We start from the raw sequence: 23,051 nt of genomic DNA on the forward strand, positions 1-23,051 counted from the left end.
TTCCATTCAGAAACAGAATTCCGGCATGATAAACACTCCCCTGAGCGGAGGTTGTGCCGATGAAAAAGTCACGATTCACCGAAGAGCAGATTGTCTTTGCCCTGAAGCAGGTGGAGTAAGGGACGTCCGTGCCAGGCGTCTGCCGCAAGCTGGGTATCTCCGATGCCATTTTTTACACGTGGCGTAAGAAATACGGTGGAATTTCCCCATCTGAACTGAAACATGTGCGCCGATTGGAAGAGGAAAACCTGCGGCTGAAGAGGCTGGTTGCCGACCTCAGTCTCGACAAAGCTATGTTGCAGGACGTGCTGGCAAAAAAGAACTGACGCTGGCATGCCTGCGCGAATGAGCAGAGATTTACAGGCCCGGTATGGTTCCAGCGAAAGACAGTCTGTTTTGCGGTACGGCTCAGCCGCAGCTCGTTCAGGTATCGTTCAATTGCTGCCGATGACAGCGCACTGCGCCTGCGAATCCGTGAGATCACCGAAACGCGAATTCACTACGGAGATCGCCGGGTACACGTGATGCTCCGGCCTGAGGGCTGGCGCGATAATCACAAACGGATATACCGCCTCTACTGTGAACAGGGTCTGTCGCTGCGCCTCAAACGGCCACGCCGTGACATACTTCGCGAAGCGCCTGAAATGAAGTATGTCTTCATCGAAAAACACCAGGCAAAGTTCAGCGTCAACACCATGTGTCGTGTGCTCTGTATTGCCCGCAGCGGTTGGTATGCCTGGCGTCTGCGCCACCATCAGCCAGGCTAGCGCCAGCAGTTCCAGCTCATCTGTGATGCTGCTGTCCGTCAGGCATTCACGGAGGCAAAACAGCGTTATGGTGCACCTCGTCTCGCTGACGAACTGCCGGAGTACAACGTTAAAACCATTGCCGCCAGCCTGCTTCGTCAGGGGCTGCGGGCAAAGGCCTCGCGGTGGTTCAGCCCGGTCAGCTACCGTGAGCATGGCCTGCCGGTGTCAGAGAACCTGCTGCTGCAGGATTTTTATGCTAGCGAGGCTAACCAGAAATGGTCAGGAGACATCACATATTTACGTACAGATGAAGGCTGGCTGTATCTTGCCGTAATCATTGACCTGTGGTCACGGGCTGTTATCGGCTGGTCAATGTCATCGCGGATGATGGCACAACTGGCGTGCGATGCCCTCCGGATGGCGCTCTGGCGACGTAAGCGACCGCAGAATGTTATGGTTCACACCGACCGGGGCGGGGAGTACTGCTCAGCGGATTATCAGGCATTAATGAAACAGCATAATCTGTATGGGAGTATGAGTGCGAAAGGCTGCTGTTATGACAATGCCTGCGTGGAAAGCTACTTTCATTCGCTGAAAGTCGAATGTATCCACGGGGAACGCTTTATCAGCCGGGAAATAATGCGGACGACGGAGTTTAATTATATCGAGCGTGATTACAATCGGTGGCGTCGTCACATTGCCTGTGGCGGCCTCAGCCCGGAACAGTTTGAAAACCAGAACCTCGCTTAGGGCCATGTCCACATTACGTGGGTAGGATCATTAATCCTCCGGATACTCTAGTATCTCTTCTTGGTTACTGAACTCCCCGCCCCGTTATTTTTCGGCGCCGACCAGCGGATGACCAGACGCTGCGGACTATTTTCCGGTTGTGACATCACAAGACTTTTTGGTTTATCTGGTTTAATACCGCAATCAAGTACTGGATGTGGCTTAGCCCAAAAGAGAGTTTCTTCGTTCTTTTTTAATAATATCAAGGCAATCATTAAGATGAACCATCTGATGCCTTGTCAACGGCATCATCAATAAACCTCCGATATTTTTATTCTGCCAGTAATCAAGTAACCAGATAGAATCAGGGTGTTCCAGTACACTTTTCTCGCTAAGAATTCGTTCTATCTGGTATTTTTCCGGTTTCATTTTAAGCTGATTTTTTGACAGTTTTTTTATTATTCTCTGGGTTTTCAGCCCCACGGCAAGACGATAAGCCATAAGAGCATCCCGGTTGACAGATGCTGAAAACAAGTTCATCTCATTTTCTGTCAGAGCATTTCCCGTATCCTGAAAATCTATATTTAGCTTTTCCAGCCATGGATGCTCGAAAATGACCTGTTGATCATTTGCAATAAGTACATTTGCGCAAATATCTTCTATCCGCGTCATATGTAGCACAAAAAATGCAAGCGTTCGATAGCCCTGATACTTTTGGCTGGCCGTATGTCGAAAGGCTCGCTCATTGACATTATCTAAAATTTCATCTTGAAATGTTTTGTATCTCCCTCCGCTGACGGAGGCTGTATGTACCAGTCCATGTAACTTACACGTTATATCTTTAACTTCTTCAATGATGCCCTGTGTTAAAGCAATTTTCAGGGCTCGCTGAAGAGGGTTCCAGTGCTCATTTACGGTCAACATGATCATGTCCTTATAGAATAGATAAAAATTATTAACCTTTATAGGAAAAAACTTGATTGGGTTTGTTTTTTAGATTCAAATACACATCGATGAATGCACGTAGTTTTGGTTGGTTTTTTGAACCTTATGAAAAATAGATATCAAGCCATCCTCTTCTGGGGGGGAATCAAACAATGCGACTTCAAGTGTACCATTTTCTAACTCTCGAGATGAATGAAAAGTAGATGAGTAAATGTGACCAGCCTCTCGCACTGCGAGATCTCTCATCAGTTCACCATCATTGACTGTAATTTTACCTGCAGGGTCGAATTTTACTTTTCCATGATTTTCTGTAAACTCCCAACGGTAAATATCGCCTTTATTCGGGAGACTGAATGAAATACATTCATGATGTAAGAGGTCATTAATAACCATAGGCCTGCTGTTTATTCTGTAATATTCTGTGCTGACCATTTAAATGGTGGAGGAAGGCGAATTGCTATCATGTCTAGTGCCGGATAAGACCCTATCAAGATACCTGCATCATAACCTTCAAGATATGAAATTCTCGTGTCGGTTACTCACCGTAATATCAACATATAGATTTGGCCAGGCTTCCCGAAATGCATGTTGTGCTTTATCGATGGCAGCGAGCAGTTGTTGTGATGAGGTCAGCCCGGCTGACGTTGCCCCTTGCTGAGTAGTAATTTGAATAATTTCCTATGGTGAGTGAAAGCAAAACATTTTGGATTTTGGAACAAGAGGGTACGGCAGGTGCAGCGGGATCAAATGAACTCCAGTGCGCTTTTTTGATGGAAGGCATCAATCTACCGGTTCGTGCAACATCGAAGCCACCGCTAGAGTGGCTAATAACTATCTCGCGACCTTGGATTGTCACATCCCGGATATCCGTATCATCAGCTAGGAAGGGATTAAACATTACCAGTTAAAGTGTTATAAAGGTGGAGAGAGTAGTGCTCAAGCTATAAATGAAGCCAGATATTATGGCATAGGCAAAGTGATACCAGTGGAAAACTCGCGGATGCCCCTCAGCGACGAATAAAAAGTAGTTACGCAATGCGCAGAGGGGGGCTTTTTTGCCATAGCCAGCATTAATTTTTTCTAATAAATCAATCCATACTTAATAGAGAATTGAGTATTTCAAGATCAGACATTTACGCAAAGTGCTGTACAAGCCTGTTAGTAAAGATAGCTATAAACCGGATATGTTTATGTAAAACCGCCCTTTACCATCATAAGTACTCTGTATCCGGTAAGTTATTGGCAATGACTGTTGGGCTCCTAGTTTTGTGAATGCCAGATCAGCCGCGCACTGATAAACGTCAAGGCTTGACTCATGGCTTACCGTCCTGACGTTTTCTACAGCAATCTGCACATCCTTATCTAGTGTCATCCCTTTCTCTATTGTTTTCCGAGCGATATCAACGACTAGATTCTTGGCATCATCACTGTTGCATTTGGGCGTCTTTTCACCGCAACCCACCATTAAACCCGATGCTGCAAGAACTAGAAGTATGTTTATTTTCATTTATTGTTTCCCTTCAATTCAAAGTGGTTGTCTTGTTACTTTTTCTTGTATTGACCATCCATTAAACCCGCCGCAGAAGCCCCGCAGTATCCTTCGCAACCACGAGTCATCACGCTGGTTTTCCCATTATTCATCTCACTTAGCACGGCAACACACTGGCTGGAACTGTCGTTCCAGACCCAACGCCGTTTCTGGTTCTCACCAGCAGCTATTTGTTGTGCTGTACCTTCCATGTTGCAGGTCCCTGATCCATCTTTGGCTGATGCGTTGAGGCTAAATTCCGCATTACCGTTCCCTGGCTTTAGTGTTAAAACTGCACCGGGCTTAGCGTATTGAGCTGCGATTGTCGGAAGTGCAACGGCTGTCAGTACTAATGCAGCAACTATTCTTTTCATCATTAAATACCCTGTTAGCTGATACGAATGTTTTTGGTGATTTTTCCCAGTGCCAGCGGCCTGCGTTTTTCCACAAAGAAATACACTACGTTGAAAGCTGATTTGCGGTGATTCCCACGACCGAGGGATGGCCAGTTGCGAAAGGATTCAATTTGTTCTTCTGAATAGGGAGTATCTGAGAAGTCAAACAGGACAAGCAGGGCTTTGCCGTCGTGCTTCATCAGTTTCTTCACCTCCGTGCTATTAACGGTTGCGGAGACATTGGAACGAGCTGCTGTTGGCTTACGGACGGCAAACTCAACGGCCACATCGTCAATGACAAAATCAATGAAACCATGCCCGGATACCGTTCCTGGTAGTTTGCTTTTTACTTCCGGCGAGACGTTATCCGCAAACCAGCCCAGTAAATAGCAACGTACTAATGGCAGTAGTTCACGTTCGCTACATTCATTCAGACGCAAAGTTTTGACAAATTCGCGCCGGTAAAGGGAGCTGAAAAAGTACTCAAAGCAGTCCGTTATCTCAGTAATGGTGGTTGCCATAGTGTTCCCCTTTTCAGGCCACCTTTGTTCGAAGATTCAACTAATGGTGATTTTGGCACCACTCGATTGCTCAGTCATAGCCTTTGATTGTCCATAAATGAGTATTTAATGGATTTTATGTCCATTGGTGATGTTCATGCAAGAGTAAAAAAGCCCCAGACTTCCTCTTATGGACGTTCTGGAGGTCAAATGATGGTTAAACTGGTAGCAGATTCAGCTGATAAGTTGGTAGGGCAGCGTATTCAGACCAGACGTAAGGAAGCTGGGCTAACTGCAGCCGATCTCGCAGAGACTATCGATATTTCTCAGCAGCAGCTCTCTCGCTACGAGCGAGGAACTAATAAGATCAACGTTGCTCATTTAGTTAAAATTGCAGTTGCCTTAAAAACGCCAATAAGCTGGTTCTTTATTGATTGCATGAAGGATTTAAACGTTTCTAATATACCGTCTAACTTTGTTACTGGACTTGATGCCGAATTAAAACAGCGTCTCGATCAAGTCTGGAATAAGTTAGATAGCGCTAAAAAGAAAAGCCTTATCCATTTTTTAGATGAATTCACAAAATCACATTAAAATTAATTCCAAAATGAAATTATTTGCATTGAAAGTATATTCCTGGTAAAATGTCATTACTGGATAGTGTCATATTATTCAGTGGTTGATACTCAAACTGATTTCCAACTTAGCATTTTATTTTATATCCCTTCTGACGGGAGGGCGTCCATCGTCTAAAGAGTCAGTACGGGTTATGGATAATTAGTTGTTTGAGTCATCAATACAAACGTATATCTACCGGAATAAACATAATGAATATTATCCGTCAGGAAGGGCTATCCATGCCCGTAAGTCAGGAACTGATTAATATAATTTTCTCTGAAATCTGCAAGAAACCACCTCTCAAGCCTAATAACTATGCTATCACCTTATTATTCAAGGATGTCAATTATAGCTTTGAAAATGGTGGCTTCCATCCTGTCGAAATAAGGCTTATTTCCCGCAATGATGAGTGGTGTTTCGATTATATTACTGACTTCAAATATATGGGCATAGACCCGGAGCTCGAAAAAGAGATCGATATCAGCTGGAGCCAGCGCTATGTCTTCCTGTCCTATGCCGGTGATTTACCCCCAGGGGAAGGGTGCGACATCTTTGCGCTCTGGCAGCGCAACTTTGCCCACTATCACTTTCTGAATATCTACACCCCCACTGTTATCTGGGAAAGCTAATTCCACCACACTGATTACCCATTATTACAACGGAGAAATTATCTGTGACTGCAAACAGAGGGATACACGCGTCAGTACAAGGGGAGCTTGATAGTCTTTGTGGCGCGTACTGTCTGGTCAATATGCTGAGCTGGCTCTACGACGGAAGGGTGAAGCGCAGACCACTCATGAACCGGCTTTTCCAGACCTACCAGCAACGGTGGCCATTACATGAATGGTTAGCTGACGGGATAGATGAAAACCGGCTCGACTGGCTGATTAAGCAGGTATTTCAGAAAGGTCACTACCACCGCCAGTTCCCGGTCAAAATCAGCAAACCTTTCGATGAAAGTCGAGGTCTTGTGGAGGGGCGTGTATTCAGCGAAATGAGGCGTTTCCTGGCGGTAACGGACCACTCCCGCCTGATCATGCTCAGCGATCAGTTTCACTGGTCCTTGATTACCAAAATGGACGAAGAAACGCTCTGGTTCTTCGACAGCCACGGGCGAACCACCATGCCCCGAAAAGCCTTCTCCTTACGCGCTGGCGCGACCCGCCGCCAGCTCTTTCCCGAAGCCATTTACTTCATCGAACGGGAGTTCTGAACATGACGACATTTACCCTGCGCGAAACCCGCATCCTTGACCGTGCCCGCGACATCATTAGCCGGTACTACCAGCCAGGTGTTCAACTTTGCTCCCCTGATGATGTAAGGCGGTGTGTGATGTACGAAATGGCCCTGCTGGAACACGAAGAGTTTGGCATCATCCTGCTCGATAACCAGAACCAGTTGCTGCACCGCGAAATGCTGTTCCGGGGCTCGTTAAATACGGTCAGCATTCACCCCCGGGAGGTTATTAAGCGGGTACTCAGGCATAACGCCGCCGCCGTCATCCTTGTCCATAACCACCCCAGCGGCGAGCCTGAACCCAGTGACTGCGACATCCAGATGACTAAAAGATTGCAGGAGCTTCTGGAAATGCTGGATGTACGGTTGCTGGATCACTTTATTGTGGCCGGGGCTGAGACGGTGTCATTAGCTGAAAGAGGGCTGGTGTGATGCAGACAGTTACCTGGTTTAATGTACGTTATTGCGGGTTACGCGCATGAGAAGGGCTACGTTGCGTCAGGTCGTGCCGGTGGTGCAAACCACCGTGTTCGATGCGTATATTGGCGGTCTTGCACCCTCGGGGCGGCGGGGCATCACCAGCCTGCTAAACCGCAGCGCCAGCATACTTAAACACGGTAGGGATGCAGCAGACTATGAGTGGGAACAACTTAACTACGCCGCTGTCGCTAAAGTACGTGCGGCACTGCTGGATGACGGTTACGCCGTGTCGTCGGTGAACATGGCGCTGTCAGCATTGCGGGGCGTGGCACAGACGGCCTTTAATCTCAATTGCATGGATGCCGAAACGCTGGCACGTATCCGGTCAGTGAAGCGCGTGAGCGGTGATATACAGCGTAAGGGAAGGGCGTTAGACAAGCAGGAAATCCGGGCGCTGATTCAGGCCGCTAAACAGCATCCGCAACCGGTACGTCGTTGTCGTGATGCCGCCATAGTGCTGACGCTTTGTGGAACGGGCCTGCGGGCCGGGGAACTGGTTAAACTTGAGCGCCGGGACTATGACAACGGCATCCTGACGGTCAGACAGGGGAAGGGGCGTAAATACCGCGAAATTCACGTGGCGGATGCAGTGGATAAGGCTATTCGTGCATGGCTGAAAGTCAGCGCAAACGAAGCTGATAGTGCACTGTTCAGCCGAATTCAGCGCAATGGCAAGGTCGCCAGCCAGCCGCTGACAACCACCGGGTTAACGGGCATCCTGGCAGTGTTACAGCAAACGGCAGGTATTGCGCAGTTTACCCCGCATGACATGCGGCGGACCTTCATTACCCGCTTACTGGAGCAGGGCGTGGATATCAACACCGTCCGCCAGCTGGCAGGCCACAGCGACATATCCACGACGACGCGCTATGACTGTCGTGGCGAGAGCATGAAAATCAGTGCCAGTAAGCGGATTAGATGCTGGTAAACGTGATGCTGTCTGTCCGTGATTGAGCTTACAGATATTGAACCTATTTAGCGTTTTTTTTTGACGTTTTGCTCATTTGACTCAATCATTTTTATAACGAAAGCTGAGTTGGAAAACGTTTCTATATCGTCTCTTTTCCACTTTCCTGACTCAACAACTATTTTACCGCTTTGGTTATCAAAATACGGTATATCTATACCAGCATTATTGAGCTCCCTGGCTATCATGTCGGTGGGTTTTCCGTCAAAGTTAGATTGCCATATTTGGTTATAAACGTTGTATACCAGTTCTGAGTTTTTATGCTTATGAGACAAGATATAATCTATGTAGTACTGGTTAACCAGTTCCGCTATCACTGCACTTCGTTTCTCAGCTGCATTTTGTTCCTTGCGACTTATGGCTGTTTTTTCAGCGATCATCTCCAGCCGAGTTTTGGTTTCTTCCAACATATGGATGGGGACGATCTTTCCAAACCTCGCTGCAACTAACCCCTTTCTTTTTTGTTGTCTCGCCCTGTTGAGGCTTCTTTCCCTTTCTGCCTTCTGCTGCATTAGTGGCTGCAAAATCGTATCGCCATTTGGCATGAGTACATCTCCTTGCATCGAACAATCAACCTACGGGCTAGGTACTCCCATCATTTCCGTGATTATCACGGTGGACGAATTTTACGCGTGATAATCACGATTGCCAATGCACAAAATCTAATCTTTTGCCGTGATTATCACGATGAACGGTCTGGTTTTCGTGAAAAGAGGCGGTTTGCGTGGTTGTAAATAGCAGCGCTCCTGAAACAGCTCAAAGGAGCACAAGCATGAACACTAACCGTATTCTCCGCAAAAAAGAAGTTCTTCACCTGACTGGGATTTCGTCCGCAACGTTGTACCGACTCATAGCTAAAGGAGACTTTCCAAAATCTAAGAAACTGACTGGTGATAGCGGTCGGGCTGTGGGATGGGGATCAAATGAAATTCAAAACTGGATTCAGTCTCGTGGGATTAGCAATACGCAGTGATCTGTAAGCCTTATCCAACCCCTGACATACCAACCATATAACCAGTAACAGTGATTGTACCTACATATGAAAGGGGGGATCACTGTTGCTGCTATGCGCTATCGGAACAGAATATGATGCAACAATTTAATCGTGAACGGGTGACATCTTTACTTGGCAAACCTCCTCTGGATATGAATAGTGCAGGCCAGCCTATGTATGGAGGATTGGACAAACTAGCATGTGTCACAGACATGCATGATTGGAAGAAAAATCTCGAACTCAAACAGCGGTTGCTTGGTCTTGCCTCAAGTGGTGACTACCTGATCAAAGTTCGACCGGCTGGTAAGTATGAGTGTGGCGGGCACTATCGCTGGGTGGTGGAAATCCGACTGAAAGCTAAATCGCGCAAGCACCCCATATTGCTGGCAATCCATTTTGCCCCAACCAGTAGTCAGCGTGGATTTCAGCGAATGGAACTTAGTCCCCAGCACTATTCTGCGAAACAGATAACGGATTTGTTTGTGTGGCTGGGGCGGAAGGGACGCATCGGCAAGTATCTGTATCGGGGATTACGTAATGCTTGGATAACAACTATTCATTACGCGCTGGATGTGGTGGGAATGAAGATCCACGACTATTTAATCAGGCTGGTTGGTGCAAGGAGCGGCGACTTTAATGATTTGCATGGAGAGCAGGAAGGGTTACGGCTGGGGTCTACGACTATCGTCGCGTCAATATACGAAAAGGCCGATGCTCCGGGTCTGGCAACTGAGAGAAGGTATGAACAGGCTGTCCTTCTGCTTGATGAGCAACAATTCCGGCGGTTTCTGCGGCTGGAGTTGCGTTTATCACCCGGCAAGAAAAAGCTCATGCTGAACAACCTACTCCGCATGGAGAATCTGGTATCTAAACTCGCATTTTATGACCGTAACGCGCTGGTAGATTCTGAGCTTGAACCTGATTTTTCTCGCCTGCTACGTGAATATGTCCCTTACCCGGTTGCTAGAGCGGATTACCAGCCGTCAGCCAGTCTGAATGGTAAGCAGGTCAGCCCGGCAAAAAAAGCTGCTGATAAGCGCGTTGATAAACTCATGGAGCGCTACCGTGTGGAATTATTCGATTCAGAGGCTGTATGGGCTATGTTACCGCTTGTTGTGGCAAAACTTGGGATTCTCGCGCAACCGCAATACTGGCAATTTAAGCATCGCCAGAAGTGGCTTCAGTTGCGACTGAAAGACGGGTAATGGTAGTTGGGCAGGGATGCCGTTTGTTTTCATGGTATGGTAATGGCGGATATGTTGAATCAGAAACCTGAAAATGAAGGTTTTAAACCGCCCAACGTTGCTGAGTTTTTGCGTGGTAGACCGGCTAACTACCGCAGCTGTTTAGTGTCAGATCTGCACCTCGTACAATGGTAGGGGAAAACCGCCGATGGTTTTTCCTGACTCTGCCAATTGCAAGGATCGTCGGTTTTGAGAAAATTCGAGGTTTCAAAAGAATAAAACCAGTGAATAGCATGTGTCTACAACCGCTATTGAATATTACCCGGAGGAAGTTGTACCGCTTAATAACCGGTAACGTTTTGTATATCCGCTAATCCCATTCTGGCCAAGTTGATATTTATTCGCTATTTACGTCTACAAGGTATATAGACGTATCTATTATGCTCTGTATACACTCTATCTCTATATTATTGTATATATGTCATTACATACTATAGCCATTATCCAGTATCAGCTATCATGAGGCTCCTGCCTCCAATATATTATAATCATTATCTAGCATCTGAACCTTGTTGGGTTCACACAAGATTTGAGTAATTCAGTTGTAAATAAACGGGGTCAGGGCATGGTGCTTTGACCTCAATATACAGGTGGATTATGAAACCATACATTACCCATAACAATATTCTTGTGACAGATTCAACGCTGGATTATTTCAAAGAAGTTGTTTTCAGTATTCCTTATAATGGTGTACCAAGTCTGCGACGTCCATTTTATCGTAATATAGCAGTATTCCTTCAGCATGTTATTTGTGTGTCGACCTGTAGTCGTAAAAACAAGAAAAAAGCAAAGATTAAGGCGAATAAAAAATGGTCTTATTCTGTGCCTGTTCCATTTGAATTAGGCCGGGAGAAACTTCCCGGCGTATTTAAGAAAAGCGGGCCGACCAATGAGCGTGCAATCGAGGCATTGGCAAGCGCGGGAATCATCAAACTAACCGGGTATTCCAATGTTCAGCACTCATGTCGGGAATATGCTGTTTCTCAACGTTTTCTGCGTAAGTTGTTTGGCACCGACAGAGAGGCATACCTTAGCCGCAAGGATCGTTACCATTATCTGACTGACATTTTCACGAAGCGTAAAAGTTACTCATTTGACGAGCTGATTGGTGTTGCGATCGACCGTGGGCAGAATGCTAAACATCAGCAGTCTAAACGCGATATCCCTAACGCTGCTTTCAGGGAACGGGTTGTGAGTGTATGGGGCAACCTTGAGCCGCTTGAAATCAATCTGGATGCACTACTTGCTTATCATCGCAAACGTTCCACTGAGAAGAACAAAATATTCATTTTTAACTTCTTGTCGCGACTGGCTGAAACAGGCGTGGATTTGGTGAAGGAATCGCCATTGATAGTGTCCTACAGGCAATCGTATAAAACCGCATACATTGGCGGGAGATCCTTTGAGGTTGGCACAGGCTTCCAGACTCTACCGTCTGACATGAAGTGGGCGTGTCTGGCTCGTGGTCACAACTATGACATCAAGGGATGCCAGCTTGAGATACTACGGCATGAGCTGTTGAGTATTGGCATTTCGGCCAAATCGCTGGAGGTGCTGGAAACTCAATATATCTGCAGGGTATTGCGTGTCGCTGAAGAATTGGTGAAGCAATTCAGGTTTTCCAGCGTATTCAACGCCGGGTTCGTTACGCTATCGCTTAAATCCAGTACCCGACGCTTGTTGAATCGTGAGCTAGGTAAGGTAGAAGCAAAGCGAGTACTGAAACGCTGGAAGCACCTTCTGAAACCCCTGAGGCGAGATCTGGCTTTACTGCTGGATCATTATGAGGGTTCAGCTTTGACCAATCGTTACGGGCGTTGTGTTACCAACGCGGTAGGACAGCCTTTCAACATTACCTATAAAGATGTGGCAGCGCGTAAACGCAGGAAGTCAGATGTGATGCGCCGGAAGTTGTTGTCGCACATGTTACAAGGCCTGGAAAGCCGGGCTGTATACGATTACGTCATCAGCCATAAGGGCGTTTGCGCACTGGAGCACGATGGGTTTGTTTCATATGAGGAGGTAACTGACTGGTCCCATCCATACCTTTTGATTGAGAAAAAGCATTGAAGCAAGTTATACATTATCTAAATCTGAGGTCTCATAGACTGGGCTGGTGTTCGGATAACTTATTGTATCTTTTCATTATGTTATAGTGTATTCTCATTTAAAGTGAGCGCAACTATATCCTGAGTTAATTGAAAATATGAAGCAAGAAACGATTGTTCAAAAAATTTGGAGTTTATGTAACATACTGAGAGGTGATGGAATCACCTATTACCAGTACGTATCTGAACTCAGTTATCTGCTGTTTCTCAAAATTGCTCAGGAAAATGGTTCAGAAAAATTGATACCCAAAGGTTATCGATGGACTGATCTAGAATCCCATGAAGAGGAGGGATTACTAGGGTTCTATCAAGAGATGCTCACACACTTGGGTGCGCATGTTAAAAATGAAGTCATAAGAGAGATTTACGCATTCCCTACAACCGTTTTCTCCCATTCTGAAAATTTAAAAGCTGTTGTAGATGGTATTTCAAAAATAGAGTGGCACCAAGTAGGAAATGATCGATTTGGTGACCTCTACAGCGGCTTGATTGATAAAAGCGCTCAGGATACTCGTTCGGGGGCTGGGCAGTACTTCACTCCACGTTCTTTAGTCAATACTATAGTGAGATTAATACAGCCAGAGTGTGGCGAATTAATTCAAGACCCAGCGACTGGAAGTGGCGGCTTCTTAATTTCTGCTGACAGCTATATTCGGAATAAATATTCACGAGAAAAATACAAATCTAACCCTCCTAAATATCAAGGAGTGGAAATAGAGAAAAATACTCGTCGAATTTGCTTAATGAATACCTTTTTACATAATTTAGACGCAAACATTATTTATGGCGATGCACTGACTGATGACGTAGCCGAGTTGGACAAAGCCGATGTAATCGTAGCCAACCCTCCCTTTGGCAATAAGGCCGGGGGACAACGTCCTTTGCGCAACGATATTCCATTCCCCAATACAAATAAGCAACTCGCTTTTTTGCAGCATATTTATTTGGGGCTTAGAGCTGGCGGTCGGGCTGCTGTCGTGTTGCCAGATAACGTATTGTTTGAATCCGGTGTTGGTACTGATGTACGCCGCGACTTAATGAATAAGTGCAATTTGCATACTATTTTGCGCTTGCCTACCGGTATCTTTTACGCTCAGGGTGTTAAAACTAATGTCTTGTTCTTTACCAAAGGCTCTGCCAAAGACAAATCTCAGCAAGAGAACTGTACTAAAAACATCTGGGTATACGATCTACGTACCAATATGCCCAGCTTTGGTAAACGCACACCCTTTGGTAATGCCGACATTGGCTTTGCACCAGAAGACTTTGGCACAGACCCACACCTCGGTGCATTTGAGAGAGTATTTGGCGACAGTCCCGATGGAACCAGCAAGCGTACAGAAGGTGAATATAGCTTTGGCGCGCAAGAGATTGAAGTAGATAAAGAGGCGATAGAAGAAAATAAGGATATTGATGAACAGCTCGCACATTCTCGCTGGCGCTGCTTTAGTCGAGAGTGGATCGCCAGCACCAAGGGCGACTCTCTGGATATCTCCTGGCTAAAAGATAAAGATAGTGTAGATACCGCTGGTTTGCCGGAGCCGGATGTACTGGCAAGCGAGGCAAGAGAGGAATTAGAGGCTGCATTGAACGAGCTGGATCGGCTGTTGACGGCATTAGAAGAGGCGAATTAATGAACAAAGTTAATTTACCAGAGGGATGGTGCCTTACAACTCTAGGAAACGTAGTTGAATTAAAATACGGCAAGTCTTTACCTGCCTCAAAAAGAGACAATGGGAAATTTTTGGTTTTTGGTTCAAACGGCATCGTTGGAAGCCATTCCGAACCATTAGTAAAAACAGAAGGTATTATCGTGGGCCGAAAAGGCTCATATGGGGAAGTGCATCTATCAAACTCTCCATTTTTCCCAATCGATACAACTTATTATGTGGATAATCTATTTAGCCAACCATTAAAATATTGGTTTTATCAGCTTAAGACGTTACCTCTAACAGAGTTGAATAGATCTACAGCAATACCCGGTTTAAACAGGGAAGATGCATATAGTCAATTTATAGCACTTCCTCCGCTAGCCGAACAAAAAATGATTGCTGATAAACTTGATGCTCTGCTGGCGCAGGTGCAAGCTACCAAATCCCGCCTCGAACGCATACTCAAAATTCTAAAAACTTTCCGCCAATCTGTGCTAGCCGCGGCTGTAAGCGGCAAGTTAACGGAGGAGTGGCGAGTCACCAACACTAAAGTGGTTGGTAAGATTAAACCTCTAGCATTTGCAGGAAAAGTAATTGCAGGACAATCACCTAGCAAATCAGAAGTTAATTCTGAAGGTAAAGGTGAGCCATATGTAACTGGCCCAGAACAGTGGGATGGTAAAAAAATATTGCATCACAAATGGACCGAGTATCCGAAGCGAATGGCTCCAGAAGGGTCAATATTTGTGACCGTTAAAGGTGCCGGAGTTGGCACTACATTTCCAGGTTGCTATGCTGCAATTGGGCGAGATGTATATGCATTCGTACCTAATGAAAATATGAACTACACCTATATTCTTTTTGCCATTCAGGCATCAGCAAAAGATGTTGTTTTAAAAGCAAAAGGGCTGATTCCTGGCTTAACTAAAAGCGATATAGTTGACCACGAAGTGTATTTGCCTTCAATCAATGAACAAGTTGAAATCGTCCATCGTGTTGAACAGCTCTTCGCCTTTTCCGATTCCATCGAACAAAAAACTAATTCCGCATTAGCACGTGTGAATAATCTCACTCAATCAATTTTAGCCAAAGCTTTTCGTGGTGAGCTTACTACTGATTGGCGAGCAATTCACCCAGATTTAATTAGTGGTGAAAATAGCGCCGAAGCTTTACTTAAAAAAATAAAAATTGAACGGGAGGTATTAAAAAAACAGCCCCGTTCTCGTATAGTCAAGAAAAAAAAGGAGAGTTCTACTCTTATGGCGAATAAACTTATTAGTGTGCTTGAAGAAACCAGAGATTGGATAGTTGCACAAGAAGCTTTTCGTCTGTGTGGAGTGGCAGATGGAACATCGACTGAGCGAATAGAAGAACTCTACTCTGAATTGCGCGATTTAGACAAAGCTGGTCGCTTGCAAATTGCTCCCGTGACTGATGAGCAAGGTCGGAAGCTTTATGACCGCTTGAAATTGGTAGGAGTCTAAATATGCGTCTGGACAAACTAACAATTGGAAGTCTTAAAGATAGTCCATCGCATCAGTTTAAAAACCTGAAGAATGTTACTATCGATTTTGCTCAAGGAAGTTGGGTGACAGTAGTAATTGGTTGGAATGGAACCGGCAAGTCTAATGTTTTGGAGGCTTTAGCTATTATATTTCGTGACTTAATTGCCAAGAAACGCACTCCAGAATTTGCCTTTCAACTTTCCTACTGTATGGGAGCGGGTAATGACAAGCAAAGAATACGCATTGATGCCGACCCTGACCGTAAGAAAGACGCATTTTTAATTTACGTTACTAACCTAAAAGAAAATGAATCAAATAGTAATATCATTGACGCTCAGGATCTTGACGTTGATGATACAAAACTATCTGAAAAACCAATAAAACTGACTACATTCCTTAATTCTGATACACAGTATCTGCCTCATTATGTATTCAGCTATTACTCTGGCGAAAGCTTACGAATGCATGAAGTATTTCGTCCTTATCTAGAAAGTTATGATAGTAAACTGCGTAACGGTGTAGACCCTGGGCTAAAACGCCTATTCTATGCGATGCCAGTACATAGCCAGTTTGTCTTACTAGCCTTTATGATCCAACAATCAGACGATGTACGGGAATTACTTGAAAAAGACATGGGCATTGATCCAGATGAGGGTATTGAATCAGTCCTCTTTGTTCTAAAGGAACCGGGATGGAGTAAAAGAAGAGGAAATAAAAAAAATAACTCTGATGGAGATGATAGATTTTGGGGTTCAAAAGGTGTCGTTCAAACCTTCTTAGATCGTTTGCAAAATATAGCTATGGCACCGATTAAAGTAAAACGCGACAAGCAAATTACTCTTTGGAATAAGGAATCTACTGAGTTTCAATATCTTTTTATTAAGGATATACATGCTCTTCGAAGTCTTGTTGATAATCAGTCCCCTGCACAATTTTTCCGTGACTTAGAAAGTACTTATGTTTCTGAGTTAATTGAAGAGGTTCGTATTCGTGTACGCTTAAAGAAAAATGATGGGAGTGTAACTTTTCGTGAGCTAAGTGAAGGAGAGCAACAGTTACTCACCGTATTAGGTTTACTACGTTTCACTGCCGAAGAAGAAAGTCTTTTTTTGCTTGATGAGCCAGATACACATTTAAATCCTCGTTGGAGTGTGGATTATATCTCTTATCTGAAGAAATTCATAGTAAATGATACTCAGCAAACAGAAACCAGCCATATTTTAATGACAACGCACAACCCACTTGCTATTGCCGAATTAGATCGTGAACAGGTACAGATTCTACGCATGTCAAAGCAAGAAGAACGCCGCCAAATTGTCGCCTGCTATCCAGAAATAGCTCCCAGAGGAATGGGATATGCTGCAATTGTGACAAGTGATATGTTTGGTATCGCTTCTACATTAGACCAATCAACTCAGCTCCTACTTGAAGAGCAGAGAGCTTTTGCAGCTAAAGAAACGTTATCTTCAGCTGAGCAACATGAATTGGATTCAATTAATGCCAAGCTTGACAGGCTTGGATTTAGATTTTTCCATCCTGATGATGAATATTCACGTTATCTGCGCTTAAGAAATTCATTTTTGATTGCTCGATTTAATACTGAACTACCTCAAGAATTAGCAAAGCAAGTGGTTGAAATGCCTCGTGTAGAGCGTGAGGAATTAGCTAAAAACTTAATTGCAGAGCTCCTATCGAAACATCCAAATAAGGATGAAGGAGAAAACTCTTGAGATATGTAAGTCGGCTAAAATTATCTATGCCTACAGGTTGGTTACAGCGAGCCCAAAGAGCTACACAAGCGGTTGCCTCTGGGGCTGCCCCTAATGATTACGACCATATTTGGCGTGAATTAAAAGATGGATTAGCAGAATTATTGCACGACAAGTGTTGGTACTGTGAGTCTCCCATAACCCGTTCTGATAATGCGGTAGATCATTTTCGTCCTAAAAATTGTGTTAGTGATGCAATAAATCAACATGATGGCTATAAATGGTTGGCTTTCGAACGATTAAATTTTCGCTATGCTTGTACTTACTGTAATAGTAGGCGCTTAGGTGTTAATACAGCAGGAGGAAAAGCAGATCGTTTTCCTCTAATCGATGAAACTTCACGTGTATATAGCGAAGGTCCCATAGATCAAGAATATCCAATGCTCTTAGATCCTTGTGAGCTTACAGATTGGAAATTACTGGGTTGTCATCAGGAAAATGGGCAGCCTTGTGCAACTAGCATAGATCCAATATCCAAACAGCGTGCAGAAGTTTCTATAGAAGTATACCATTTGAACTATGAGCCTACTTGTAAGCATAGACATACTGTTGCAGTTCAACTTATGGCTGATCTTGATGAAGCTAAACGCCTTTTTGAGCTCTCTACCCATGATCAGAGTAGGCGAAGTGATTTCATAAGAGTAGCTGAACGTTTACGACGAGCAATAGACCGAGACGCTCCATTTAGTGGTGAAATGCATTTTCTCATGCGTGGGCAACGCAGTGCTGCGCACTCATGGATACAAGATCTATTAGAGGCATAATCTGATAATTTTGGTATAATGTTTGAATGAAGTTTTCAGCCCAGATTCTGCTTTTCAGGAGTAATTATGAGCAACAACAAAAAAACTCAGGCAAGTTACGCCAAGCCATCTCGCGCTGACATCGTTCGCTCAGTAGCAACATCTACGGCTGTTGAAACAGGGCAGTCTTCCGAGAAGATCGAAGCTTCCCTTGAAGCGACTCGCAAAAAGTTAGCTCATTTACGTCTTGCGGTTTAATCCCTTCTTAATGCCTCACTAACCCAGTGTTTCATCGGCTCATAGTCCATTGATACGCCAGCATGTATAGCCGAGATATACTGGGATTTGTTTTTCTCCCAGCTTTGATAATCCAGCGGTTTGTACCCACCCTGAACGGCCATCACGTCGGCTAGCAGTCGCGACAGGCGTCCGTTTCCCTCTCTGAATGGATGGATAAGTATTAGCTCAACATGGGTGATGGCGAGAGCGGTGATGAGCTGTTCTTCATCCATTCCGCTGCATGGTGTGTATTGAGCCAGATACTTCGTGTCGAACTCGTTCAGCAGTTTTGGCAACTGCGCTGAGGGAGCAAACATAAAACCGCCCTTGCTGATATTGACCGCTCTTTCTTGTCCAGCCCACTCGTAGATGTTACCTAACCAACGGCGGTGCCAGCTTTTTAGCAGGGCTACGCTGAGCTGTCCTTCCGGAAACTGTTCTTCAAAAACAGACTGGTAGAGTTGTTCTAACAGGACAAGTTCAGCCTCATCCATCTCATCAGAAGTAGCGATCCCCAGCTTGTTAGCCAAAACTTGCTCGCCAGAGTCTTTCTCATACTGGCCTTCACTGCTGGATACATGGTATCGGCTCATGGAGATGCCCTGTGTTATTAGAGGGATGGAAAAAAAGAGGGATTATAACGCTGGATGAGTACAGTAAACAATATTCGTAAAATCAGATAGTTACAAAAGCGTAGGTTAAAATGTAGTTTTTATTCACTGGTGGAAAATAATCGTTAATAATCAGCATTAACACACCAATGCATCATCGGGGTATGGGCGTCTAAATTGTCGATTGTGCTCATAGGGTGTTATCCAGGTCCCTGATTTTTAATGGAGTGCGATTTTATTATTGTCGTCGTTATCGCATGAGGAAGACATGATAACGGAGATAGGCATTTGAGGGAAAGTGACGAAGTGGACGCAGCGATCCTGATTCCACTTCTCGAACGCGCGGCCATCGCTAAGCTGGCCGCGCGTGACGTTCAGGGCGCCAGATAAACCTGCGGAATCGCTTTTTCCGGATGCTGGCCGAGGCGCACGTCCGCGCCGTACCAGCGGCTAATGATATCCTGCTGGATAACCTGACGCGGCGTGCCCTGCGCCACCACCTGTCCCTGGTGTAGCAGCAGAATCTGGTCGGCCCACAGGGCGGCGAGGTTGAGATCGTGCAGCACCACGCAGACATGTAGCTGGCCGGTAGCGGTCAGACGCTTGAGCAGGCGTAACAGATGTTGCTGGTAATAGAGGTCCAGCGCCGAGGTAGGTTCGTCCAGAAACAGCCAGCCCTGCGGCGCGCCGTTTTGCCACAGTTGCGCGAGGCAGCGGGCCAGCTGTACCCGCTGCTGCTCGCCGCCGGAAAGCGACGGATAGCGCCTGCCGCGCAAATGATCGCAGCCGGTTTCCGCCATAACATCGCGCAGAGTCTGCGGACTGGCGGTTGCTTCCCATGGCGAGCGCCCCATGGCGATAACCGTTTCCACCGTCCAGTCGGCCTGGAGTGGAGTGCGCTGTAACATCACCGCCCGGCGGCGCGATAGCGCCTGCGGCGACCAACGCTCCAGCGCTTTGCCGTCCATCATGCGTTCGCCGCTATCCGGGGTAAGGAAGCCGGTTAGCAGCCGCAGCAGGGTGGATTTGCCCGCGCCGTTCGGGCCGATCAGCGCGGTCATCTCGCCGCCGCGAAGCGTCAGCGAAACCTGGTCAATCACCTGTCGTTGGCCGAGCCGCAGCGACAGCCCTTGCGCCCGATAGTCTTTATCCATGGATTGGTTTCTCCCGACGAAATATCAACCACAGGAACCACGGCGCGCCCAACAGGCTGGTCAGCAGCCCTACCGGCATCTCCGCCGGCGCGGCGACGGTGCGCGCCAGGGTATCGGCAATCAGCAGCAGAATCGCGCCCGCCAGCAGCGAGCCGGGGATGAGACCGCGGTGGTCCGCCCCCAGCCACAGTCGCATCAGATGCGGCACCACCAGGCCGATAAAACCGATGACGCCGCTTATCGCCACCGCCGCGGCAACCAGCACCGCGCTACATAACAACAGCAGCCGTTGCAGCGCCCGCACGTTAACGCCGAGGTAGTGCGCCTCTTCATCACCGAGTTGCAGCAGGTTAAGGCGTGACGCCATCCACCACACCGCTATTGACGCCGGAATAATCAAGCTAGCCGCCACCAGCAGCGTCGGCCATTCGGCCTGGCCGAGGCTTCCCATCCCCCACAGCGACAGCTGACGTAGCTGAGCATCGTTGCTTAGCCAGGCCAGCACGCCGACCAGCGCGCCGCATAAGGCGTTGATGGCGATCCCCACCAGCAGCAGCCGCGACAGCGAACCGTCACCTGCGCGGCTGAGGATAAAAATCACTGCCATCACCGCCAGGCTGCCGATAAACGCCGCCAGCATCGGCATATACAGGGCTAACAGCGCCGGCACGCTGAGCGGCAGCACCAGCCAGCAGGCCACCGCCAGCGCCGCGCCGCTGCTGATGCCCAGAAGCCCCGGGTCGGCGAGCGGGTTGCGAAACAGCCCCTGCATCACGCAGCCGGACAGCGCCAGCGCGGCGCCGACCAGCAGCGCCAGCAGCACTCGCGGCAGACGGATCGTCAGCCAGATATGGCGCAGGATTTCATCGCCGGAGGGCAGCAGGTTGATCAATGGCAATCGCATTGCGCCGAGGGTGGTGGCGTAGAGCGTCAAGACGACCAGCAGCAGCGCCATCAACAGCAAATGGCGAACGAGGGCAGGGCGCATCAGGGCAGCTGCTCCGCTTTTTTCCGCAGTTCGAGGAGCGCCTGCGGCGTACGCGGGCCGAAGCCGAGCAGGGCCATATCGTCGATCGCCAGTAGTTGTTTATGGCGGCCAGCGGGCGTTTGCGCCAGACCGGGCAATTTCCATAACCCGCTTTCGCCGCCCATCCCCTTGAGACCATCGGCGGAAATCACCACCAGATCCGCCTGGCTTGCGGCCACGCCTTCCTGTGACATCGCGCGATAATGGTCAAAGCCCTGCATTGCGTTTTGCAGCCCGGCGGCGCGGATCGCGCCATCGGCGGCGGTGTGCTGTCCGGCCACCATGGTATTCATCCCGCCGTGGCTGAGGATAAACAGCACCCGTTTGGCGATAGGCCGCGAGGGAATGGCGGCTACCCGCTGCTTGACCTGCTGGCGCAGCACGTCGCCTGCCGGAGTTTTACCTAATGCTTTGGCAATAACGGCGATTTTGTTATCGATGGCGGCAAGGTTATCGCCGCCCGGCACGTTGACGACCGTCACCTTGCTGTCCTGCACTTTTTGCAGCACCAGCGACGGCTGCGCCTGCGCGCTGGCCAGTACCAGCTGCGGGCGTAAGGAGAGGATCCCCTCGGCGTTTAACTGCCGTAGATAACCGACGTCCGGCAGCTTCTGCGCGGCGGCAGGCCAGGTGCTGGTGCTGTCTTTCGCCACCAGTTGCTGCCCGGCGTTCAGCGCGTAGACAATTTCGGTAACGTCGCCGCCGAGGGAAATCACCCGTTCGGCGGCCGCGCTGGCGAACAGCGGCAGTGCGGCAAGCAGTATTCCCCAACGTTTCATGCCGGCTGCCCTTCCGCGCACAGACGCGCCACCTGCGCGCGCCACTGTTGTTGCTCCGGGTGACCTTCGCTGCGCTGGCCGTACAGCTGGGCGATTTGCGTACCGTCTTTGGCAAACAGTTCGACGCTGGTGACGTGGCCATCGGAGGTCGGTTTACGGGTGACCCAGATTTCATCCACGCTGTCTTCACGCAGATGCAGGGTAAAGGCGCTGTTGAAGATGTTGAGCCAGCCGCGCATCGGCGCCAGCTTTTCCAGCGCACCGGTGAAGATCTGCACGCAGCCGCGGTTGCCGACGAAGATCATGATTTCATTGCCGTCCTGGCGCACCGTTTCCAGCAGTCCCGGCAGCGCATTATTGTCGATGCGGCAGGCCAGATCGTCGCTCACCAGGCGGAAGGCCTGCTGACGGGAAAGGTTGTGTTTACGCAGCAGGCCGAAGAACTGGTGCACATCGGTCATCGCGCGCCACTCCTTTTCCAGCGCCGCGGCGTCGGCGGAGTCGGCGTACTTTACGCGGTCGGCCGGGCGAATCGTCAGCGCGCCGGGCGCCGTCTCGCTGAATTTGGCTACCAGCGTTTGCCATGCCGCCATATCGGTTTTCCCGGTGGCATAGACCTTTAGCAGCGCATCGCCGTGCGGGTCGAAGAACTGAATGCTCTGGTGGCCGTTATCGTTGAGGTGGAACACGCTCGACCACTGGCTGAGGAACAGGCGCAGGTCGAGCGCCCGCGGGTTGAGCACCAGCCCGGCGTGGCCGCTCAGGTGCTGATGGGTAAATTCGCCGACCTGCTCGTGCACCGCGTATTCATTGCGGCAGATGCATTTGGTTTCGCCGACGCTCTCCAGGGCGGCGATAATCGCCCGTACGTCGTCGTGCAGACGCACGGCATCGTGACCGACGCGCGCGGCGGTTAATTCGGCTTCGCTAATTCCCATCTCTGCGGCGATGTCGCGGGCATATTTGGCGGTGGAGCGGGCTTTGGTGGCCTGGTAGCGCTGCCACAGATCGTCGTGTGCGTTTTGCATAATTCACATCC

The 23,051-nt window shown here is 47.9% G+C and carries 23 protein-coding genes and 2 pseudogenes; 15 read left to right on the forward strand and 10 right to left on the reverse strand.

Translation table 11 applies throughout. From position 1 onward, the window contains the following. Window positions 1-59 precede the first annotated feature (59 nt). Window positions 60-623, forward strand: a pseudogene (locus PGR10_RS13000) (transposase); the annotation flags it as partial. Beyond that, window positions 615-1,499 (forward strand): annotated as a pseudogene (locus PGR10_RS13005) (IS3 family transposase); the annotation flags it as partial. The pseudogenes PGR10_RS13000 and PGR10_RS13005, both read left to right, overlap by 9 nt. Before the next feature lie 201 nt (window positions 1,500-1,700). Here the strand turns inward: PGR10_RS13005 and PGR10_RS13010 are convergent. From PGR10_RS13010 to PGR10_RS13025, 4 genes are all read right to left on the reverse strand, one after another. Beyond that, complete coding sequence (locus PGR10_RS13010) at window positions 1,701-2,402, reverse strand: hypothetical protein (protein WP_430923586.1); 702 nt, start codon at window positions 2,400-2,402, stop codon at window positions 1,701-1,703. Between the two features lie 75 nt (window positions 2,403-2,477). Next, window positions 2,478-2,816, reverse strand: a complete 339-nt coding sequence (locus tag PGR10_RS13015; RefSeq protein ID WP_430923587.1) for a LysR substrate-binding domain-containing protein — start codon at window positions 2,814-2,816, stop codon at window positions 2,478-2,480. 1,149 nt (window positions 2,817-3,965) lie between these two features. Next, window positions 3,966-4,325 (reverse strand): acyl-CoA dehydrogenase, encoded by a 360-nt coding sequence (locus tag PGR10_RS13020; RefSeq protein ID WP_430923641.1) that lies wholly within the window; start codon window positions 4,323-4,325, stop codon window positions 3,966-3,968. A 14-nt stretch (window positions 4,326-4,339) separates the two neighbouring features. Beyond that, window positions 4,340-4,867 (reverse strand): hypothetical protein, encoded by a 528-nt coding sequence (locus PGR10_RS13025; RefSeq protein ID WP_017457730.1) that lies wholly within the window; start codon window positions 4,865-4,867, stop codon window positions 4,340-4,342. Between the two features lie 108 nt (window positions 4,868-4,975). On the opposite strand from PGR10_RS13025, the gene PGR10_RS13030 reads away from it, so the two are divergent. From PGR10_RS13030 to PGR10_RS13050, 5 genes are all read left to right on the forward strand, one after another. Next, a complete protein-coding gene (locus PGR10_RS13030) occupies window positions 4,976-5,440 on the forward strand; it encodes a helix-turn-helix domain-containing protein (protein ID WP_430923588.1) in 465 nt (154 codons plus the stop codon). A 233-nt stretch (window positions 5,441-5,673) separates the two neighbouring features. Beyond that, on the forward strand, window positions 5,674-6,093 hold the full coding sequence (locus PGR10_RS13035; protein WP_430923589.1) for a DUF2787 family protein: 420 nt from the start codon (window positions 5,674-5,676) through the stop codon (window positions 6,091-6,093). 122 nt (window positions 6,094-6,215) lie between these two features. Next, entirely contained in the window at window positions 6,216-6,677 is a 462-nt protein-coding gene (locus tag PGR10_RS13040; RefSeq protein WP_430923590.1) for a hypothetical protein, read from the forward strand. A gap of 2 nt (window positions 6,678-6,679) precedes the next feature. Then, complete coding sequence (radC, locus tag PGR10_RS13045) at window positions 6,680-7,132, forward strand: RadC family protein (protein ID WP_430923591.1); 453 nt, start codon at window positions 6,680-6,682, stop codon at window positions 7,130-7,132. Window positions 7,133-7,178: 46 nt separating this feature from the next. Further along, window positions 7,179-8,108 carry a tyrosine-type recombinase/integrase gene (locus tag PGR10_RS13050; RefSeq protein ID WP_279270608.1) on the forward strand — a complete coding sequence of 310 codons (930 nt, stop codon included), beginning with the start codon at window positions 7,179-7,181 and terminating at the stop codon, window positions 8,106-8,108. A 47-nt stretch (window positions 8,109-8,155) separates the two neighbouring features. Here PGR10_RS13050 and PGR10_RS13055 read toward each other — a convergent pair whose 3' ends face one another. Then, window positions 8,156-8,692, reverse strand: coding sequence for a hypothetical protein (locus PGR10_RS13055; RefSeq protein ID WP_279270609.1), 537 nt, complete (start codon window positions 8,690-8,692; stop codon window positions 8,156-8,158). 227 nt (window positions 8,693-8,919) lie between these two features. Here PGR10_RS13055 and PGR10_RS13060 point away from each other — a divergent pair, with 227 nt between their 5' ends. From PGR10_RS13060 to PGR10_RS13095, 8 genes are all read left to right on the forward strand, one after another. Beyond that, window positions 8,920-9,120: a helix-turn-helix transcriptional regulator gene (locus PGR10_RS13060; RefSeq protein WP_053390065.1), complete on the forward strand. Its 201-nt coding sequence runs from the start codon at window positions 8,920-8,922 to the stop codon at window positions 9,118-9,120. 113 nt (window positions 9,121-9,233) lie between these two features. Then, entirely contained in the window at window positions 9,234-10,346 is a 1,113-nt protein-coding gene (locus PGR10_RS13065; RefSeq protein ID WP_279270610.1) for a hypothetical protein, read from the forward strand. 636 nt (window positions 10,347-10,982) lie between these two features. Continuing rightward, window positions 10,983-12,455, forward strand: a complete 1,473-nt coding sequence (locus PGR10_RS13070; protein WP_279270611.1) for a hypothetical protein — start codon at window positions 10,983-10,985, stop codon at window positions 12,453-12,455. A gap of 136 nt (window positions 12,456-12,591) precedes the next feature. Next, window positions 12,592-14,127, forward strand: a complete 1,536-nt coding sequence (locus tag PGR10_RS13075) for an N-6 DNA methylase (RefSeq protein WP_279270612.1) — start codon at window positions 12,592-12,594, stop codon at window positions 14,125-14,127. After that, window positions 14,127-15,629, forward strand: a complete 1,503-nt coding sequence (locus tag PGR10_RS13080) for a restriction endonuclease subunit S (protein WP_279270613.1) — start codon at window positions 14,127-14,129, stop codon at window positions 15,627-15,629. The genes PGR10_RS13075 and PGR10_RS13080 overlap by 1 nt, the downstream gene beginning before the upstream one ends. A gap of 2 nt (window positions 15,630-15,631) precedes the next feature. Further along, the gene (locus tag PGR10_RS13085; RefSeq protein ID WP_279270614.1) at window positions 15,632-17,380 is read left to right on the forward strand and encodes an AAA family ATPase; all 1,749 of its coding nucleotides are present in this window, start codon (window positions 15,632-15,634) and stop codon (window positions 17,378-17,380) included. Further along, window positions 17,377-18,183, forward strand: a complete 807-nt coding sequence (locus PGR10_RS13090) for a hypothetical protein (RefSeq protein ID WP_279270615.1) — start codon at window positions 17,377-17,379, stop codon at window positions 18,181-18,183. The genes PGR10_RS13085 and PGR10_RS13090 overlap by 4 nt, the downstream gene beginning before the upstream one ends. Before the next feature lie 66 nt (window positions 18,184-18,249). After that, complete coding sequence (locus PGR10_RS13095) at window positions 18,250-18,420, forward strand: hypothetical protein (RefSeq protein ID WP_279270616.1); 171 nt, start codon at window positions 18,250-18,252, stop codon at window positions 18,418-18,420. Here PGR10_RS13095 and PGR10_RS13100 read toward each other — a convergent pair. The 5 genes from PGR10_RS13100 to PGR10_RS13120 form a co-directional block, all read right to left on the reverse strand. Continuing rightward, window positions 18,417-19,034, reverse strand: a complete 618-nt coding sequence (locus PGR10_RS13100; protein ID WP_279270617.1) for a Fic/DOC family protein — start codon at window positions 19,032-19,034, stop codon at window positions 18,417-18,419. The two genes, PGR10_RS13095 and PGR10_RS13100, sit on opposite strands and share 4 nt — an antisense overlap. Window positions 19,035-19,426: 392 nt before the next feature. Next, window positions 19,427-20,206, reverse strand: a complete 780-nt coding sequence (locus PGR10_RS13105) for a heme ABC transporter ATP-binding protein (RefSeq protein ID WP_430923592.1) — start codon at window positions 20,204-20,206, stop codon at window positions 19,427-19,429. Continuing rightward, window positions 20,199-21,194 (reverse strand): FecCD family ABC transporter permease, encoded by a 996-nt coding sequence (locus PGR10_RS13110; protein ID WP_308958030.1) that lies wholly within the window; start codon window positions 21,192-21,194, stop codon window positions 20,199-20,201. The genes PGR10_RS13105 and PGR10_RS13110 overlap by 8 nt, the downstream gene beginning before the upstream one ends. Then, window positions 21,194-22,012, reverse strand: coding sequence for a heme/hemin ABC transporter substrate-binding protein (locus PGR10_RS13115; RefSeq protein WP_430923593.1), 819 nt, complete (start codon window positions 22,010-22,012; stop codon window positions 21,194-21,196). The genes PGR10_RS13110 and PGR10_RS13115 overlap by 1 nt, the downstream gene beginning before the upstream one ends. Beyond that, on the reverse strand, window positions 22,009-23,040 hold the full coding sequence (locus PGR10_RS13120) for a hemin-degrading factor (RefSeq protein WP_430923594.1): 1,032 nt from the start codon (window positions 23,038-23,040) through the stop codon (window positions 22,009-22,011). The genes PGR10_RS13115 and PGR10_RS13120 overlap by 4 nt, the downstream gene beginning before the upstream one ends. Between the last annotated feature and the right edge of the window lie 11 nt (window positions 23,041-23,051).

The sequence above is a fragment of the Klebsiella sp. 141198 genome (genome assembly GCF_050600785.1).
In the GTDB taxonomy this organism is placed as follows: Bacteria; Pseudomonadota; Gammaproteobacteria; order Enterobacterales; family Enterobacteriaceae; genus Klebsiella; species Klebsiella aerogenes.